18 protein-coding genes are annotated in these 19262 nt (G+C 38.6%); 2 read left to right on the forward strand and 16 right to left on the reverse strand.

What is annotated here, in order from left to right:
- Positions 1 to 49 precede the first annotated feature (49 nt).
- Positions 50 to 3199 carry a DNA mismatch repair protein MutS gene (gene mutS, locus DFP82_RS00855; RefSeq protein WP_110921841.1) on the forward strand — a complete coding sequence of 1050 codons (3150 nt, stop codon included), beginning with the start codon at positions 50 to 52 and terminating at the stop codon, positions 3197 to 3199.
- A gap of 92 nt (positions 3200 to 3291) precedes the next feature.
- Positions 3292 to 3615, forward strand: coding sequence for a ferredoxin FdxA (fdxA, locus tag DFP82_RS00860; protein ID WP_110921842.1), 324 nt, complete (start codon positions 3292 to 3294; stop codon positions 3613 to 3615).
- Positions 3616 to 3724: 109 nt separating this feature from the next.
- On the opposite strand, the gene DFP82_RS00865 is transcribed toward fdxA, so the two are convergent.
- The 16 genes from DFP82_RS00865 to DFP82_RS00940 form a co-directional block, all read right to left on the reverse strand.
- Positions 3725 to 4627: a glycosyltransferase family 2 protein gene (locus DFP82_RS00865; RefSeq protein ID WP_110921843.1), complete on the reverse strand. Its 903-nt coding sequence runs from the start codon at positions 4625 to 4627 to the stop codon at positions 3725 to 3727.
- A gap of 56 nt (positions 4628 to 4683) precedes the next feature.
- Positions 4684 to 5841: a UDP-galactopyranose mutase gene (glf, locus tag DFP82_RS00870; RefSeq protein ID WP_181416208.1), complete on the reverse strand. Its 1158-nt coding sequence runs from the start codon at positions 5839 to 5841 to the stop codon at positions 4684 to 4686.
- Between the two features lie 27 nt (positions 5842 to 5868).
- Positions 5869 to 6618, reverse strand: coding sequence for a LicD family protein (locus DFP82_RS00875; protein WP_110921844.1), 750 nt, complete (start codon positions 6616 to 6618; stop codon positions 5869 to 5871).
- Positions 6615 to 7016, reverse strand: coding sequence for a glycerol-3-phosphate cytidylyltransferase (gene tagD, locus DFP82_RS00880; protein WP_110921845.1), 402 nt, complete (start codon positions 7014 to 7016; stop codon positions 6615 to 6617). The genes DFP82_RS00875 and tagD overlap by 4 nt, the downstream gene beginning before the upstream one ends.
- A 48-nt stretch (positions 7017 to 7064) precedes the next feature.
- The gene (locus DFP82_RS00885; RefSeq protein WP_110921846.1) at positions 7065 to 8039 is read right to left on the reverse strand and encodes a glycosyltransferase family 2 protein; all 975 of its coding nucleotides are present in this window, start codon (positions 8037 to 8039) and stop codon (positions 7065 to 7067) included.
- A 70-nt stretch (positions 8040 to 8109) separates the two neighbouring features.
- Positions 8110 to 8943 carry a glycosyltransferase family 25 protein gene (locus DFP82_RS00890; protein WP_110921847.1) on the reverse strand — a complete coding sequence of 278 codons (834 nt, stop codon included), beginning with the start codon at positions 8941 to 8943 and terminating at the stop codon, positions 8110 to 8112.
- Between the two features lie 69 nt (positions 8944 to 9012).
- Positions 9013 to 10461, reverse strand: a complete 1449-nt coding sequence (locus tag DFP82_RS00895) for a lipopolysaccharide biosynthesis protein (RefSeq protein WP_110921848.1) — start codon at positions 10459 to 10461, stop codon at positions 9013 to 9015.
- 20 nt (positions 10462 to 10481) lie between these two features.
- A complete protein-coding gene (locus DFP82_RS00900; RefSeq protein ID WP_110922207.1) occupies positions 10482 to 10898 on the reverse strand; it encodes an FAD synthase family protein in 417 nt (138 codons plus the stop codon).
- 125 nt (positions 10899 to 11023) lie between these two features.
- Entirely contained in the window at positions 11024 to 12304 is a 1281-nt protein-coding gene (locus tag DFP82_RS00905; RefSeq protein ID WP_110921849.1) for a CDP-glycerol glycerophosphotransferase family protein, read from the reverse strand.
- Between the two features lie 22 nt (positions 12305 to 12326).
- Positions 12327 to 13595, reverse strand: coding sequence for a sugar transferase (locus DFP82_RS00910; protein ID WP_110921850.1), 1269 nt, complete (start codon positions 13593 to 13595; stop codon positions 12327 to 12329).
- A gap of 39 nt (positions 13596 to 13634) precedes the next feature.
- Positions 13635 to 14120, reverse strand: a complete 486-nt coding sequence (locus tag DFP82_RS00915; RefSeq protein WP_110921851.1) for a pilin — start codon at positions 14118 to 14120, stop codon at positions 13635 to 13637.
- A 137-nt stretch (positions 14121 to 14257) separates the two neighbouring features.
- Complete coding sequence (locus DFP82_RS00920; protein ID WP_110921852.1) at positions 14258 to 15580, reverse strand: O-antigen ligase family protein; 1323 nt, start codon at positions 15578 to 15580, stop codon at positions 14258 to 14260.
- A gap of 83 nt (positions 15581 to 15663) precedes the next feature.
- A complete protein-coding gene (locus tag DFP82_RS00925) occupies positions 15664 to 16857 on the reverse strand; it encodes a serine hydrolase domain-containing protein (RefSeq protein WP_110921853.1) in 1194 nt (397 codons plus the stop codon).
- Between the two features lie 128 nt (positions 16858 to 16985).
- Positions 16986 to 17486, reverse strand: a complete 501-nt coding sequence (locus DFP82_RS00930) for a pilin (RefSeq protein WP_110921854.1) — start codon at positions 17484 to 17486, stop codon at positions 16986 to 16988.
- A 615-nt stretch (positions 17487 to 18101) separates the two neighbouring features.
- Complete coding sequence (locus tag DFP82_RS00935) at positions 18102 to 18551, reverse strand: type IV pilin protein (RefSeq protein WP_110921855.1); 450 nt, start codon at positions 18549 to 18551, stop codon at positions 18102 to 18104.
- Positions 18551 to 19138 (reverse strand): type IV pilin protein, encoded by a 588-nt coding sequence (locus DFP82_RS00940; RefSeq protein WP_281269529.1) that lies wholly within the window; start codon positions 19136 to 19138, stop codon positions 18551 to 18553. Before DFP82_RS00940 ends, DFP82_RS00935 begins: the two co-directional genes overlap by 1 nt.
- Positions 19139 to 19262: the final 124 nt, after the last annotated feature.

A 19262-nucleotide genomic window follows, 5' to 3' on the forward strand; every position in this document is an offset into this window, starting at 1 on the left:
CATTTAATGTTTAAGCACCATTTGTATTTAAAACTATAAGAGACTCTGCATGACCGTTAAACCATCCGCTCAAAACTCTAATACCTCAAAACCTAACCCATCAATAGATGCCGCGTCAAAAAGAGTTAGCGCTCAACACAGCTCTGAGCCATTATCTGCTGACCATTTAATGATAGGCGATAGCGTTTATCATTTAGCCGATCATACGCCGATGATGGTGCAATATCTAACCATGAAAGCCAACTATCCACAAGCGCTGCTGCTATACCGGATGGGTGATTTTTATGAGCTGTTCTTCGACGATGCCAAGCGCGCAGCACACATATTGGACATCACGCTCACTCGCCGTGGTACGGATAAAGCGGGCAACACAATTGCCATGGCAGGTGTCCCGTTCCATGCTGCCGATAGCTATATGGCACGATTAATCGCTGCTGGGCAGACAGTTGTCGTCTGTGAACAAATTGACGAATCAACCACTAGCAATGTTAGCAATAATACCCCTGCGATGGGCGATAAGCAGAAGAAAGATAAAAGTAAATCTGGTGCTGGTATCATGCGCCGCGAAGTGGTCAAAACTCTGACAGCAGGAACCATTACTGATGATGCATTAATTGCGCCAAATCATACGCCTACAGTCGTCGCCATTGATATTGCCATCCCTAAGGCAAATAGCAAACAGCCTCTACAAGCAGCTATTAGCCAGATGGATTTGGCTGCTGGGACATTGACCACACAAACGCTAATCGCAGATAACGACGATATTGAAGGTTTGCAAACTCAAATGCTGACGGTACTCGCACGCTTTGCGCCCAGTGAATGCATCATTAGTGAAGCACTCAGCGATAGTGTTGGCGATACTGATGCAGCGTGGATACTGTGGTTACGTCAAAATCTTGACTGCCCTATTATAGAAGTCGCTGCCAATGACTTTCATCCTGAGCATGCCAGCTCGACCCTATGTCAGCAATTTGAGGTTCAACGTCTCGATGGATTGGGTATTAGCAATGCACCACTTAGCCAATCTAGCTGTGCAGCACTTATTCACTATGCACGGCAAACGCAGCAACGCCACGTACCGCAAGTCAATCAGCTAATCGTCGAATATAGCGACGACTATCTGATTATCGATGCCAATAGCCAACAGAATCTTGAGCTATTCACCCCTGTGAGTAGTAATGGAACTTCGTTGATATCCGTATTAAATCATTGCCAGACTCCAATGGGTAGACGGTTGCTAGTACAACAAATGAAGCGCCCACTCCGTCAACATACACGTATCAACTTACGCTTGGATGCAATAACCAGTCTCTTAAATACAGAAAACTCGCCAGACAGCTCTGAGCAAGCATTAGCAAATAACGAAACAGAGAATACACTGGTCACGAGCATACGCGAGACGCTACATGCCATCGGTGATGTTGAGCGAATCAGTAGTCGCATCGGTCTGATGAGCGCTAAGCCCCGCGACTTGCGTAAACTTGCCGAAGGTATCGCAAGTAGCAATCAACTGACAACCTTACTCAATGAATCAGGCATTAGCCATGAGAATGCTGGTCTATTACCTATGCTTATGCAGCAATTGCCAGCCCAGTTACCTGCCATACAATCTGTGGCCGAGCTGATAGAGCGAGCCATTGTCATAGAGCCACCTGCCCATATTCGGGATGGTGGCATGCTTGCTGCTGGCTATGATGAAGAGTTTGATCGCCTGACTCATTTACATGACAACATCCAAGTAACTTTGGATGAAATGGTCGAGCGCGCACGTCAAGACAGTCAACTACCCAGTCTAAAAGTTGGCTTTAATAAAGTCAGCGGCTTTTATTTCGAGTTGCCCAAAATGCAGGCGAAAAATGCACCAGCGCACTTTATCCGTCGGCAAACACTCAAAAGTAGCGAGCGTTTTATCACGGATGAGCTAAAAGAGGTCGAGACAGAATATCTGAGCGCGCAAACATTGGCATTAACTCGGGAAAAACAGTTGTATCAAGAGCTATTAACCGTCTTGAGCAGTCATTTAGCCGAACTGCAACAGCTTAGCGCCGCCATCGCACAGATAGATGTGCTGAGTAATTGGGCACAGCTCGCTTTGAATTATAACTGGCAGCGTCCAGTGATGAGTAACGATTCAGAACACCATATAAATACTCGCAATCAAACTAGCCTCAATATTAAACAAGGCCGCCATGTCGTCGTTGAAGCAGCCTTACAGACAACAAATAGCGTTACTCAAAGTAAGGCGAAACACCCTACCCAGTTCGTTGCCAATGATTGTATTCTTGGTCAAACAGTAGGCAGCAATGAAAACCCTGAGCGACTACTAATGATTACTGGCCCTAATATGGGTGGCAAATCGACTTATATGCGCCAAACTGCGCTGATTGTGTTACTCGCTCATTGCGGCAGCTTCGTCCCAGCAGCGAGTGCTCATATCGGTGATATCGATCGTATTTTTACCCGTATTGGCTCGGCTGATGATTTGGCAGGCGGTAAGTCGACCTTTATGGTGGAGATGATTGAAACCGCTAATATTCTCAATCAGGCGACGGATAAGTCATTGGTACTGATGGACGAAGTCGGACGCGGTACTGCCACCACAGATGGGCTCGCCATTGCCCACGCCTGTGTCAATCGATTGGTAGAAATTGGCTGCCTGACCTTATTTGCCACTCATTACTTTGAGCTAACGCAATTAGCCGAAGACTTAGTAAAGAATGGCGAAACTCATCACGCTAGCATTCGTAACGTCCACGTCGCTGCTAGTGAGATCGATGGTCAGTTGCTACTACTGCATCAAATCCGCGACGGTGCAGCAAGCTCTAGCTTCGGGCTACATGTAGCAAAGATGGCTGGTATCCCCACTCAAGTGCTCAATGACGCCAAACGCTACTTATTAGATAACTTACAGGTAGATAATGTAACGTTAGATAATCTAAAAGCGGAAAACGAACAACCTATTGATGATAAAAATGACTTAGCTAAGTCAGTAAAGGATAAACGTGAACAGCATTACAATAGTATTGACAGCGCTGAAGTCAACAAGGTAGACATACAAACTAAAAGCATGGAAGTTATTCCCCAACAAAATCAGTTGTTTAGCTTGCAAGATGAACTGCACGCCATTGATCCTGATAGCCTGACACCCAAGCAAGCTCATGATTTACTTTATCATCTAAAGAAAATCATTAGTCATTAAAGGGAATTGTCAATTAGTCATAAAGACGTTAAAATACGCTTTATTTTAATCTATTCTATTTAGCCCTAAGCCAATAACAGGTAGACATTACTATGACCTTTGTCGTTACAGATAACTGCATCCTTTGCAAATACACCGACTGTGTAGAAGTCTGTCCTGTGGACTGCTTTTATGAAGGTCCAAACTTCCTCGTCATCGACCCTGATGAGTGCATCGACTGCGCGCTATGCGAGCCTGAATGTCCTGCCAATGCCATTTTTTCAGAAGATGAAGTCCCAAAAAGCCAAGAGATGTTCACCCAGCTTAACGAAGAGTTGGCGCAAAAGTGGCCTAATATCACTGAGATGAAAGATCAGCTGCCAGAAGCAGCAAAGTGGGATGGTGTGGAAGGTAAGATTCAGTATTTAGAGAAGTAGTTGATTCTTTAAAACAGCTCCAAGTCATATCTTGAGACACAAAAAACCACCTAATGGTGATACGCTATTAGGTGGTTTTTCATATAGAAACTGACAAACTTGCTAATACCTATTTTTCAGTAAGATGGGCAGCACACTTTAGAGCTCTCATAATTTCTTTTACGACCTTCCAGCTTCTTAGCCTGATACCATAGACCATCATCGAGCCTATCGCTAATAAATAAGGTTTGTTTCTAACAAAAATATTTTTACCAAACTTGAAGTGAATATAAAAAAGATTGCGAAACATATAGAATGCTTTCCACGAATTTATGGCACCCTGCTGATCAAAAGGAAGTTGCCTAATTAGCTTGGCATCTCTAACCGCTTTAATAGAGAAGCCTGCTTTTCTCGCTCGTAGCGCATAATCCACATCATCATAAAATATAAAATACTTGGCTTCAGGATATCCTATGATATCAATGACCTCACTTTTAATCATAAAGCCCTCAAAGGCCACGTTTTCCACCTCTATAGTCGCTGGCATATTACTTCTATTTTTATACTTATCACATACTGCCTGTCTTTTAGGATTTAAATAAAAAGGGTTAGATAGGTTGTACTCTATGGCTGCTCTTTCGACCAACTGCCCATCTTTATAATCTCGTACTGCAATCATACAAGGATGAGCCACTGCCATCAGCTGCTCCACACAGCGAGAATCAGCAAACACATCATCATCCATGATAAATATCCACTCATAACCTAACTGGTGAGCCTGTTTTATACCCGTATAAAACCCACCTGCTCCCCCAGTATTTACCTTATTATGAATGACTGTAAGCGGTAAACTTCCTGTATAGCTATCTAAAAAACCTGCTGTTATTCCATCTGTCGAAGCATTATTGACGACAATCAAGTTATCAATCGGGTATGTCTGTTTTTCTAGCTTTTGCAAGCATTGCTCTAATAACTGCAAACGATTATAGGTCACAACGACTATTGCTAGATTTTTATTATCTGTTGTAGCCATTTTAGCCCACCATAAAGCTATATCGAACTTATGACAAAATTGTCTAAAAAACTGGACTATATTACGTATTGGTAAAATACCTTTGGTATCTGCTGTGACACAAAGGCTTCAGCTAAAGCATCTGCCGTTTCTAAAGCTTCTTTGATCGTCACATCCATATCTAAGTAACGATAAGTGCCTAGTCGTCCAACAAAAGTTACACCATTACTCTTATGTGCTAAATCAACATAACGCTCTAGCAATGCCTTATCATCAACCAAACGAATGGGATAATAAGGAATATCTTCAGCATTACAGTTACGGCTATATTCAGTGTAGCAAATACTTTTCTTGTGGCTCTCCCAAGGAGAAAAATGCTTATGCTCGGTGACACGGGTAAATGCCTCACTGTTATCACAATAATTAATAACAGCATTGCCTTGCATATCACCCGTACCATAAAAGGGCTTAAAATCTAAAGTACGATAACCTAGCCTACCCAAACTATGATCAAAATAAGCATCTAATGGCCCTGACCAAATGACATGATCATAATCAGTTTGCATGCTTTTTATAAACGAGCTATTTAAATGCAAAGTGATAATTGGATGTTCGAGTATATTTACTATGATTTGCGAGTAGCCAAATTTTGGCATACCTTGGTATTTATGGTTGAAATAATTATCATCATAGCTAAAGCGTACAGGTAACCTTTTCAGAATACTAGCGGGTAAATTACTTGGCTCTGTACCCCACTGCTTAATAGTGTAATCCTTAAAAAAAGCTTGGTATAAGTCTTTGCCCACAAATCGTAACGCCTGCTCTTCAAAGGTTTTCGGCTGATCTATACTGGTATCCGCCTGCTCTTCTATAAAAGACTGGGCTGCGCTAGGGGTAAAAGTTTTGCCAAAAAACTGATTGATGGTGTGCAAATTAATAGGTAGAGAATAGACTTGCCCGCCTGAAACAGCTTTTACCCTGTTTATATAGGGCATCATCTCTCCAAATCGGGTTATATATTGCCAAACCCTCTCATTATCAGTATGAAATATATGTGGTCCATACTTATGCACCATGATGTCAGTTTTATCATCTCGATAAGTATGACAATTACCTGCTACATGATCACGACTATCGATGACGGTAACAGCATAACCTGCATCAGCAAGCTCACGCGCGATGACGGCACCTGAAAAGCCTGCGCCTACGATAAGAATTTTGTTTATTGGTGTCATACACTACCTAAACCGATTATTTTGTTTTTATTTGATATGCTTTGGCACTCTTTGCTCTATAGGTGGTAGCTGCCTATAATCACCATAAAGCTGTGATAAGTAATTATCGTAACGTCGCGGAATAGGGAGCTCCAAACCTTCAAAGGCTACAAATATTAAATCCATATAAATATCTTGATAAAAATACTCTTTTTCGCCCCAAGCACCAAAGACATTACCGATATGACCTTGTTTTTTTAAACTGGAGTTGAGTAGTTTTTGCTTTGACAGTGTTTGCAAATAGTCTAAAAATGTATGAGGAAAACAGGCGAATAGTAACTTTAATACTGAGCGGCTTAATGCTCCTCTATTCTCTGGTGCACGACGCAAAATACACGCATGATAAATATTAGCGATAAGACGAAAACGCTTTCGTTGCGACTGCTTCACTGGAACATAGTCTAGAGCAAATACATCAATAGTAGCAGAAGAAGCTAGGTTAGATAAATCTTTTGAAAAGCGCAGATGACCGACAGGGGCGTCAGGAATGATGTGTTTTTCTGCATACTCATAAGTATAACTTTTAAGCGTAGCAAGCAATCTTTCAGCCGTATGATAGTCTTGACGTAGAATACCAATATCCATGTCATCGTCCCACGGTATGAACCCTGTATGACGAATGGCACCTAGCACACTGCCGCCGAGTAGAGTGTAATGGATATTATTTGCCCTAAAAAGCGCGTCAACCTCTCTCATCATCTCAACGGTTTTTAATTGCAATGAACGAATGTTATTCATAACTGTTGGCTATTTAAATCTTTTTTAATTTGGCTCGAGCTTACCTCAGGGGTACGAGCCAAATAAACCACCTCACAGCCCTCAGCACCTAACCAGTCAAACTTCCCTTGCCAGTCATCACCCATCACAAAAGTATCTATATCATAGCGCTGTATATCAGTATTTTTTTGCTCCCAGCATGTTTCTGGAATAACCAAATCTACAAACCTGATTGCTTCTACCAATTGCTTGCGCTTATCATAATCAAAATAGCAGCTTTTATTTTTATTATTTAAATTAAATTCATCTGTAGATAGAGCTACTATTAAGTAATCACCAAGTGACTTTGCTCTACTTAACAGGCTAATATGACCATAATGCAGTAAGTCAAAAGTACCATAAGTAATGACTCGTTTCATTGAAGTCCCTAACTATTAATTAAAAATTGAGTGTTAAATAAGTTAAATCTATCTTTTAAAGTTAGCTTTTAAATCTTGTAATAAATAAGCCACTCTAAATTGATTATGGCTACAAAGCCAAGACAGCACTTTATAATCAAACCGCAAAGGTAGTTTCCAAATATAAGCATTAGATTCAGGGTAGGTGTCACGCCATAATGTATCGTCACGCATGTGTTTGTTCAAAATCAGCAATAGCTTTGAGTATATTTTATAAAAGTGAATAAGATTTTGGTATTCTTTATCTGCGCCTTGCTGCTGTAAAAACAATATAATCTCATTATTTACGACTAATTTATCCTCAAAAGATTTAAGCGTATGATTGCTCGTAATAGAATGTGTATTGAGCTGATTATAATGATAAAGAGGCTGATTGACTTGTACTACTTTATTGGCCAAATAAATCAGTTTAAAAGTGACATACAAATCATCACATAACGAAATATCACTAGGGAAGTTAATATCATTCTTTAAATATAGTTCTCGCCTTACTAATTTGTTCCAAAAATAATTCATATAGGTAGGCATAATAGCAAACGTATTCACTGCTTTATACTTATCTGATGGTATAAGAAAAGATATAACTTTACTCTTACTCATTGACTCCGAATAATAATCACAACATACGATATCTGCCTTTTCAGATTTGGCTTTTTGATGCAATAAGCGAATCATATTAGGCTCAATCCAATCATCCGCATCAATCTGGATAACATACTCGCCTGTCGCGTATTTCATCCCTACGCCACGAGTAGCGCCTGATCCTAAGTTAGAAGCGTTACGGATTATCTTGGTGTTTTTCTTTCTATTGGGGCAAGTCTCTATAACGTCTTCTAACTGTTGTATACTGTTGTCTGGTGAGCAGTCATCAATGAAAATATATTCTATACTGGCAAAGTCTTGCTCAAATAACGAAATAGCACATTGGTTAATATACTCTTCTGCCTTGTATATTGGCACTATTATAGAAACTTTATAAGCCATCACTGTTAAGCCCTTATGAGATATTCAACTCACTGATATTTTTTATATTGAAATGAGCCCTAATTAGTGATTACTTATATTTTTTAATAGGCTTTAATTTTTTAAGAAAGCTTTTAATACTGATAGCAGTACTAATAACACCTATTTTTTTCAATAAGATAACTGTCAACCTATCATTATTTTTTTGTCGAACCTTTTCATCATCAATAAGTGTCTCAAAACTATTTTGTGCACTGACTACTGTAGGAGAAAGCGCATAGATATTTAAAATATTACTATCAGGAGTGTAGTGATCAAGTGGTCTATAGATCTCACCTAGCTCTATTAATAATTTTTTTGCGCCTTTAAGAGTTATCATATATCCATGAGCACCAAAACCAAAATCAACCAAACGCCCTAAAAGAAATTTAGAACTAATACGTTGCTTATGCCATAAACTAATAGGCGACTTTAATCCCTTTAAGTTATCTTTATAATGCCCTAAAAGTACAAGCTCCCACGAAAGTGGCGCTGCCATTATACTTTTTACCACAATAGAAAAGTTTTTTTCAAGAGTGGCATCATCTTCAAAAATGATTGCATAAGCTATATGTTCATCAACTATTTTTTGATAGATTTTTTTATGGCTAAGGGCACAGCCAATCTCACCTAATAGCAAATCTCTACCGAGTCGTTTTTTTGCTACAGCTTGATTACAGAACTGACTAATTTCAACTTCTGAAAGATTTTTACCATTGACGGCTTCAATAAATATAGGGGAGATGCCTATACTTTCACACTGATCCTTCATAAATACTTTTCTGTCAGTAGACTGTGGAAGATTGATGATAAAAGTAGGAATTTCTTGCAAACTACGATCTATATTTTCATGTGCTTCACTATCTTGATATTTTTTACTGCTCATTTCACTACTCCTTACAAATATATCTCAACAGCATAATGACTGATATCTTAAACGCTTAATCCTTATATATTATCTAAATGACTTATCACTTATTTTATTTACTATAAACCTAACATTTTTTAATAAAAAGGTATCTCGCATGATAAGCAATAAAGTCACATAAACAACAGCACCAAAAAGAATTTTTGTGACCAGCGTTAACCATAAACTATCACTAATCGATACCTGACTGACAGTCGCATACATAATAGCAGCAGCAATAATATATTTATAAGCCACCTTTAATTGTGCTATTCCACCAAAATTAAACAGCTTACCTGGAAAGTATGCGTTCATAAAAAACGCAATAAATGAGGTGCCAACCATAGCCCAAGCTAAACCCTCAATACCATAGGGTATGGCTATAAATAAAGCCCCTAAACTCATAGGAAGCTTAGATAGATCTACTTTTAAAAATAAATCTGAACGCCCCACGGCATTTAGAATATTTAAGTTAATTGAACTTATAGGTGTTATGGTACGCGCAAAGCACAAAGCTACCAGTACAGGTACGACTGGCAACCATTCATCCCCTAAAGCTATTCTGACAAACTCTTCAGAAACTGCGGCAAAACCAATAAACATAGGTAAAGACACTAGCATAGTCACCGATATGAGCTGAGTATATATATTTACTAAACGCTCATTATCATCTTTTACTGAGGTCATGATGGGATAGGTCACACCCTGCAAGGTTGAGCTGATAAATTGGGATAAGTTATTACTCAAATTTTGAGCTTGCGTAAAGTAGCCAACTTGCATGGCATTAAAATAGCGTCCAACCAGAGCCACATATAAATTGTTAACAAAAGTAGCGACTAAGCCTGCTATCATTAAGTTTGAACCAAACTTAAACAGCAACTTAAACGATTCCATACTGAATATAAGCTTGGGCAACCAGCGACAAAAAAACCATATTCCTATAGAGTTAATGATAGCTTTGATGATTAAAAGCCAAACTAGCGCCCAGTAGTCATAGTCATTTAGTGCCAAATAAATCCCGATAATGGAGCTAAACACAGTTGCAACGGTACTGGCTATGGCTTGGCTTTTAAAGTCTATATTAATGGTGAGCTTTGCACGTGCAACGACTGTTAAAGCATTTATCAAAATTATAATAAATAATACTCGTGATATATCAATGAGTACTGGCTGGTTATAAAACTCAGCTATAAATGGGGCGGTAAAATAAAGCAATGAATACATTGCAATACCCCAACCCAAATTGACATAAAAAATTGTTGAAGCGTCTTGTTCTGTAAGCTGATGGCTACGCTGAATTAGCGCTTGGGAAAAGCCATTGTTGAAAGTACTTTCTACTAATAGCATAAATATAGTTAGCATGCCAATCAAGCCAAAGCTTTGAGGCCCGATTAGTCGAGCTATGAATATCGTGACACCTATATATCCAAGCTGGTTGGTTAGCTTGCTAAATAAACTCCAAGTAAATCCACGAATAGCTTGAGATCTTAAACTCATAATAAGTACTTTATAAGTTATTAAGAATCACGTAACTTTTTTAATGTTTCGTTTATTAAGGTTGATGATGTTGATTTCGTATATGGAAAATAAATAACTCTAACATTTTTAGCTTGAAACTCAGTCTCAAAATCTATCCATTTTTCTGTTTTATACCAGTCATCTCCAACAAAAATAATATTAAATTTATATCTATTTAAAGCCTCGAGCTTATTCATGTCTTCTTGAGGAACAGCTAAATCAACATATCTGCACGCGCGAACAACTTCAATACGTTCTTCAAATGACACTACAGACTGTTTATTTTTATATAATGTTAGTTCATCGACTGTAACACCTACAATTAAACGATCACACATAGATTTTGCATTACGCAGAATATTTACATGACCAATATGAAATAAGTCAAAAACACCTGTTGTATATCCAATTATCATTTTAATTCTCTCAAAAAAAATATCAAACACTGTCAAATAATTAAATTGTATTTGTAAAGTACAGCTTTGATTTATACAGTTCGTCATTTATTTTATAGCCTATATACAATCAATAATATTACAATCTATAAAACTAACTCACGAATATTATCTATTATTTTAGATGATGGTTTAGCACCAGAAAAGTATCTTTTTATCTCTTGATCAAAGAATGAATTATTTGGTTTAACATTTTTGTTTATTAGTTCATTTATAAAAAATTCAATATCATCTATAGATTCACCTTGATATGTGCTATTCATAGCCTTAATTCCAAAAGGATTAAGATATACCTTAATTTCGTCAGTACATATATAAAACACTGGTTTTTTTACACAATGATATTCAGCTAAAAATGATCCAGAATCATGTATCATTGCATCTGAGTGTTTAAAAAGTTCTATATACTCTCCTTCATCAAGCTGAGTATTAGAGCTATTATTCCAAAACTCATAATAAGTATCTGTTTTTTCTTTACCCCATTGTGGGTGTTGATACAGCTTCGACTTTAAAATCGGGTGTGGTTTAAATGAAAAGCTTATATCTCTAGAATACTTTTTTGAAAGCTCTTTAAAGTTATCAGCCAAACCCAAAAAATTAGCATAAGGGAGCCATGGATCATTAATTGTATGATGTGGCGCCCATATAACTTTCAATTTATCATTATACTTCCAAGGTGATTCTTTTTTTAAGTTAAAGAACTCTTCACATGAGGGATAACCCGTAACTAAGCCGTTTTTACCTTTACTTGCAGATTTTCTTATAAAAATTTCTAGGCTCTCATCATGTGGCAAAAAAATCCTCCACATTGCGTTATGGAATCTCTGATTATACTGGGCATTATAATTATCATATTTAGATACTCCCTGTGAATAAGGCACATAACAACTCAAGTAATTCAGATACGCATTTTCATAATATTCTGTATGTGTCAAATCATGCGGATTAGTAAAAAATACGATATCAGGCTTTATCTCATCTAGTTTTATCCATGAACCATCTTGTTTTAGTGATTTTCTAACTGGATAGCCTTTTTCTACAAAGTAGTGATAAGTTTGTTTCATATCTTTCAACATTCTTTCATCACCATAATCTGTATAAGGACAAACTAATATCTCAGGCTCAAATAATGGATCTATCAGCATTTTTTGAAATACTGGATCTACCTTCCACATACTTTTGTGTATAGCAAGAAATACAACCCTGATTTTATCTTTATCTTTAATTTTCTGTAACAGAGCAGCATGCTTTAATTGCATACGCTTGAAAAGGATTTTTTTCTGCCTCTGATAATATGTTTTCTGCTTAATGCTAATTAACAGATTTTTTACTGGCTTTGGCAGATTTTTTTTAATTGTTTGCAGCATTACATAAACCCTTCATACTATTTTACCTCGCCCCAAACCCCGTCATCATCGTCTGTATCGTCTTAATTACAATCAATAAGTCCAGCGTCAATGAAAAGTTTTTGATATAAAAAAAGTCATGTTCAAGCTTCACCTTAGTTTCGTCTTCGTTACTAGCATAACCATGCATAACTTGTGCCCATCCTGAAATTCCTGGCTTAACAATATGACGATAACGATAGAAGGGAATGGTATCATTAAACTGCTCGACGAAATCTAACTGCTCAGGCCTAGGGCCGATTAAACTCATATCACCTTTTAATACATTGATAAATTGTGGTAGCTCATCTAAGCGGGTCTTTCTAATAAAGCCACCAAACTTTGTCACTCGCATATCAGCATCAATTGCCATTTGCGCACCTTTGTCCTCAGCACTAGGTATCATGCTTCGAAACTTATACATAGTGAACAGTTTACCACCTTGCCCTATACGGCGCTGCTTGAATAATACCGCACTATTACTATGACGGCCTTCCCATTTTATTGTTAATACGACGAGTAATGCGATAGGCATTACTATAGGCATGCTCATCATGATAACCACTGTATCTACCATACGTTTTATCAGTAAATAGCTCTGTGATGGGAGAAGTGATCCTAGATTATTCTCATATAAATGCTTGATAGGCAAACGACCAGTTAATGACTCAGAGACCTGCAAAATATTATAAACAGGTGTACCTTGCAAAGCAGTTTCGGCCAATAGTTGTTCCCACTCTCCAGACAAGCATTCATCTGCAAAATCAGCCACGACTGCATGGAATGGCAGACGCTTATGGCTATCTGGTTGAAAGCACTTAGTTAGCTTGACCCAACGTACGTCTTTTATACTGAGTAAAGTCTGATAGCGACCAATAGGTACATAACCTATAGTCACTTGTGTCACTGAACGCAAAAAAACTTGTGACAAAAAACAGAAAGTTAATCCTATTACCGCACTTAGAGATAAATAATAAACAGAGTATGGTACGCGAAAGACAAGTAGTACTAAACCCACGATTAGCCCACTCGCTAGTAATGTCGGCAGTACGGTGATCATGGATTTCTGCCCCGGAAACTGAGTGAGGCGATCCAAACCTATTAAGCTTAATATCAGTGCGACACTACTTGCGATGATACTATTGATCTGAGTCAGTAATATATTATCTGTGAGGATATATTCCCAAAACAGTATCACTGCTGGTAACAAACAGACAAATAACCAACCTATTAGGATTCGTATACTTAAGTATTCCCACGGATGCTGCTGCATATCGTCTATTTATGCCTCTATTACATTTATAACTACCAGCTACAAACTAGCATTATGGATACAAGAACTGGGTAAATAGATAGATTTAATACTACTGCTACAACTCCATGAACCTGCATCATCACGTTGCCATACAACTGTCTCACCTGTTAAGCTAGCATTCACCTGAGTCGATATCGTAGCAGTAATACTCGTCGCTAATATCAATGGATTGCTTATTTGAGCGACACCAGTATTATTAGGTAAAACAACACCTACTTGCGAGCCACCCACTATCAGATTAGATGCTGTGGAGCGAGGATCACAGTCATCAGTTCCTAACCCTATCACAGTCTTACCTGTCTGCAAGCACTCTTCTACTGTCATGCGTAGCTGACCCAACTCATTAATAACTCTAGTTGCTTGTGTTTTAGCAATGTATATTTGATATTGAGGGATTGCTATGGTAGCTAAAATGCCAATGATGGCAACAACAATCATCAATTCAATAAGCGTAAAACCAGACTGGAGACGACAGGTAGTCATAGATTATGATGCTCTAAAAAGTAATACTCTTATTTAAGCACTATCTATGCCATGATATTTATAATGGCTCAAAATTTGCTTTAGTCATTCAAACAGCCTAACAAATAAAACATCATGGGTATTATTTTATGGTTGTATCACAATAAGTGATAACCATAACCCCAAAACCGTGGCGGTGTAGATGGCATATCTTCTAAAAAGATACTGGTATTGATGACTAAATAACAGAACATCACCGCCAGAACCAACATAACAGCAGTGGATAAGTATCTGTTTGAAGCAGAGGTATTGTGTTGAGGTAGGTTAAAATGTGCCGCATGCGCAAATTCTGGATTTTTGAGTAAAAACACAAACAACCAAAGTAAAGCGATCTGGGTGATGGGATAAATATGCACCCCTGATAATGAGCTATCGACACCAATAGCAACCAATGCCGCTAACACAAAATAGCTATTTTGAGCACGCCAGTTGATATGCTTTAGGATAGAAAATAAGATAAATGCCAAAAACCCGAAGCCAATTAAGCCAGTTTCAGACAAAACCTGTAACACCAAATTATGCGGATGGGCGGCAAACTGCTCATAATTGTCCAATTGATAAAACCCGCAGCCCACAAGCGGACTCTGTAACCAGCACTCAAGCGCATGCAGCCATAAGTCATAGCGTAAGCTTGTGGTAGTGCGGGCTATCTGTAGCGCTGACGATGCACTATCCACACTCAAACTGGCAGTGTAAGACATGCCCACATACGTACAAAATGCTAACGCATACACTACCAGTAGCGGCCGCCACACTTGCCGATTACAAATGCCCACCATCACCATAAATACCGTATAAGCCAATGCAGCCGAACGTCCTGCATCTAACAGTATTGCCAGCAATGCTAAAAATAAAAACACTAAATAAATATTTCTATATTTTACAGTGCTAATATAAAACCATGTGGCAAAGATGGATAAAATAAACAAATAACTGTTATAAATACGGATATTCCATGCTAATGGATACCAATCAGATCGATATAAACCACTATTAATATAATCAAATAACCCGACGGGCAACATCAGAAACAACACGAAACTGCCTAGCACCACAGCTTTGGTTATCAATGCATTATAGATTAAGGCTTGAAAACCTTTATACAGCAAGTACGCTAACAATAAGTCAGTAACAATAAACAGAGCATTGTCCCAAAACAAGCTACCTAGTGCAATAAAGGCAAAAAACAGCAACTCTACTTTGCTCACTATAAATTGCCGTTGATACAGCGCCCAAAACCCAAGCGTGAATAATAGGGCAACTTGCAAAATCCGATAACCATTATAAAACTTATAACCGCTACCATAAGCAATACCAAATATAAATATTAAAAAGTAAAGCGCTATCAATAGCGCTTTACTTTTTAATAGCGCATACACACTAGAGTTTTTCCATTGTTGGGTGGCTACATCAGTTCTCATAAAAGAGCCTTAAAATATATCAGTGAGATAACACTATGGTGTGATACGTTTTTTATTGCGCTGATAGATGACGATAGTATTTATTATCTTTTTGTCAGATGCTCATAAATCATTATCTTCACCTTGTTGCTATCCTCCTTAACATTATCCGCTGTGCCATTACTCAGTAATGCCACCACGCCGCCTTGCTCATCTATCGCGACCAATGACGATAAGCCAAATAAATTACCATCGCGATAATGCACCATGGGCAAGTCAGGCTGTGGTTGATAGTTTACCATTGCATAACCGTAACACTCTGCTATCTGAGCAATATCACAAGCTGATTTAGAGTCTATCGACAATATATTGGGTGTAGGTTTGGCTGCCATGCGATGTACTTGCTGTGCCAGATCTATCGCATTGCCCGACAACCCTGCGGCAGATGCCAATCCCTCATAGTCAAAAGCGCTATAAATATCTGAGAGACCGGTCAGTCCTGACTCGACATAATTATAGCTCACCTCATCCACCATGGGTTTATTAGAGATAAACTGCAAGGTGCTATCAGCAAAACCATACTGCTGGGCAATAATGTCAGTATAAGGTCGATTATTTAGGCGGCTGATAACTTCACCCAATAAACAATAACCCAAATTAGAATAGCTGGTTTTGCTGTCAGGCTCAAAGCCCAAAGTAATGTCATTCAAACCAGTAATATGATTGGGGCAAATGTCTTTTCCAATATTAAACATATCTTGACCAAACACGCTATAACGATCAAATCCTGCACGATGCGTTAATAACTGACGGATGGTGATGTTATTAATACGACTATCTATCGGTGTATCAATCTCACTGATAATATCGGCTAATGGCGTATCTAGTGATAGTTTGTCATCTTTAACCAGCTGTAGAATCTCATCTGCCGTCCACAGCTTGGTGACGCTGGCATAGCGAAAACGCGTCTGCTCGGTCACGCTGTCTGATAATAGAGGATACTTTCCGATATAGCCGTTTTCACAATGGTGCAGCGTACCACTTGGCTCGATATAGGCGATTTGGTTGGCAGGGGCGTTATTTTTTTTGGTCTGATGCCGCAGCATATCAGCAAGCCACGTGGGACTATCCTCGCTACAGCTTATATGGCGGGCGGACAGCTCAGCACGCACAGGGTAAGTATGTTGCCATAATAGGTTACGGGCTTGGTTGTTGGCATAATAGTAGCCCACAATACCCGTGACCAGTACCAATACCATGAAGACCAATACATCACGCTTACTTAATTGTTTAAACATAGCATATATTCTTTATAACCATAGGGACATAGGATTAATTTAATATGATTCACTATTACACAAAAAAGCCAAACATCACGTTTGGCTTTTTATTAATCAGCGTACCTTAACTAAAATTATCTTAGCGATTAAGAGGCTGGGCAACCAGATGCTGCATATTTTGCATCGCCATTAAAGTTACAAGTCCACGAACCTTCATCACTACGAGCCCAAGTGACTGTATCATCTGTAAGCGTACTGGCAGCATTTTGTCCAAATGTACCGACAATGCTAGCTTCATTAGTTGCGCCGTCGATAGTTACTAGTGGTAAACCATTTGTACCACCACCGTCAGCTGAGTTGTCTACACCCGCTTGAATATTAGAAGCCGTTGCACCTAGTGAACAAGTAGTAGATTCAGAACCAGCAGCACCAGAACCAGTGTTTACAATCGCATCAGTACGACCTGAGTTCATGCAGTCTTCTACTGCAGTTTTCAAGTTACCAGTCTCGCCCACTACACGTGATACTTGTGACTTAGCGATATAAGTCTGGTACTGAGGGATAGCAATTGCAGCTAGGATACCGATGATCGCAACAACGATCATTAATTCGATTAAGGTAAAACCTTTTTGGATATTAGCGTTCATAGTATGTCCTTTAGAGTAAGGTGATAACAAATTAATCGATACATTATCCAGTATCATCATCTGCCATCTATTATAAATAATGGTTTGTTAGTTTGAGTGATTCACTCGTCTAACTGTCTTATTATTAATGCTGCAGGTAACATGCCAACTTTTTAGTTGATGCTGAATTTTTATTGAATAAACCTCATTAGTCATATCTACTATGTTTGTTCTACTGGCGCTTATCTATGTAGATATCGCTTACCCATATCTCATAAAGGCTTGGTTGATAGTATATTAATCAATGATAATAAAGGGCTTTGGTTAGTATTTATTCTGTCTACAAGGATAAGAGAAATCACTCATACATTGACTATATTTACCTATACTGCCTAATGACAATTTTTGTCTACTTTCTATTGTTACAGTTAAATTGCTGAAAATTGTCAGTTTAATTGTTATTTAGATGTATAAGGTAAAGTAGCATGACATTTTTTGTCAGATAAGAAGTTTCTTCTCATACATAATCTAATAAAAAAGCCACTCTAGATAGAAGATATATCTAGAGTGGCTTTTTACCATGTTTTGAACATATTTAATCTATATCAGATAAAAACATACAAGCTATCAATTTACTTATTCATTCCAATCATTGCCTGTACCACATTTTTTATCTACCCCACTGCCTCGACATTTAGTACCTTGAAAGTCCAAACTGAGTGTACCATCAGTAGCCATCTGTCCTTCTGGTGTAGCAATGATACTCCAATTAGAAGTAAGCGGATCGGGGGTGAAAGTTACTTGATAAAGAGCAGTGCCTTGTAAAGGGTAATTGCCACCCAGTCCCGTCACTAAATCATTGCTATAAGTGCCTTGTGCCAATTTGTTACTCTGGATCTGATTAGCGATATTTTGCATCTCACTCATCATATCAGTACGCTTGGATTTTGTGATATAGCTCTGATAACCAGGATAAGCAATAGAAGCTAACACCCCGATGATGGCGACGACGATCATCACTTCAATTAACGTAATGCCCTGCTGCGATGTAGATGGAGCTATCTGTCGACCTAACATGACTGACATTACCACTCCTCCTCTCCTGTCCCGCAACCACTGTCTGCGATGACGATACTATTATTTTTGCTCTGGCAACGTAAGCCAACACTGGTAATCATAATCTCATTAGCATTAGCTGTAATACCTGCAGGGTTTGGTAGCGCCAACATTTTCCATGTACGCCCAGTACTGCTGTCGACATTAGCACTAGCAGCAGGGACTAGAGAGCTGGCCGTGTTATTACCATCTGCGAGTGTTATTAGATAGCGGTAATTAGTAGAATCACTGCCATCTGGCACATAGATGGTGGTGTTGTCCGTTTCATCATAGCTATAGGAAACGGCATTCGTTGAGCCATTGATGACCTTTGGCTGAAAGCCCTGATAGCTCAATGCCCTAGAGCGCCAACGCTCAAGCTCTACTTGTAACTGTAGCATTTTTGCCTGTGCCTCACGCTCTGCATTTCTCACGGCATATTGCCGATAGCTAGGTATCGCTATAGCCGCAAGGATACTGATAATCACCACGACAACCATCAGTTCTATGAGTGTAAAACCATGTGCGCCGCTATGCGCTGTCATACTTGCTGTCTTATTGTGATACGACTTGGTCATATACCGCGCCCTATTATGAATACCATTAGAGTCACCACTCATTACTATCGTTTGCCAACAATTATGGTGTCGGCAGTGAATAGTAGCCAGAATCAACCTTCACTGCCTGTATTTTTTAGACTAT

The organism is Psychrobacter fozii (assembly GCF_003217155.1).
GTDB lineage: Bacteria > Pseudomonadota > Gammaproteobacteria > Pseudomonadales > Moraxellaceae > Psychrobacter > Psychrobacter fozii.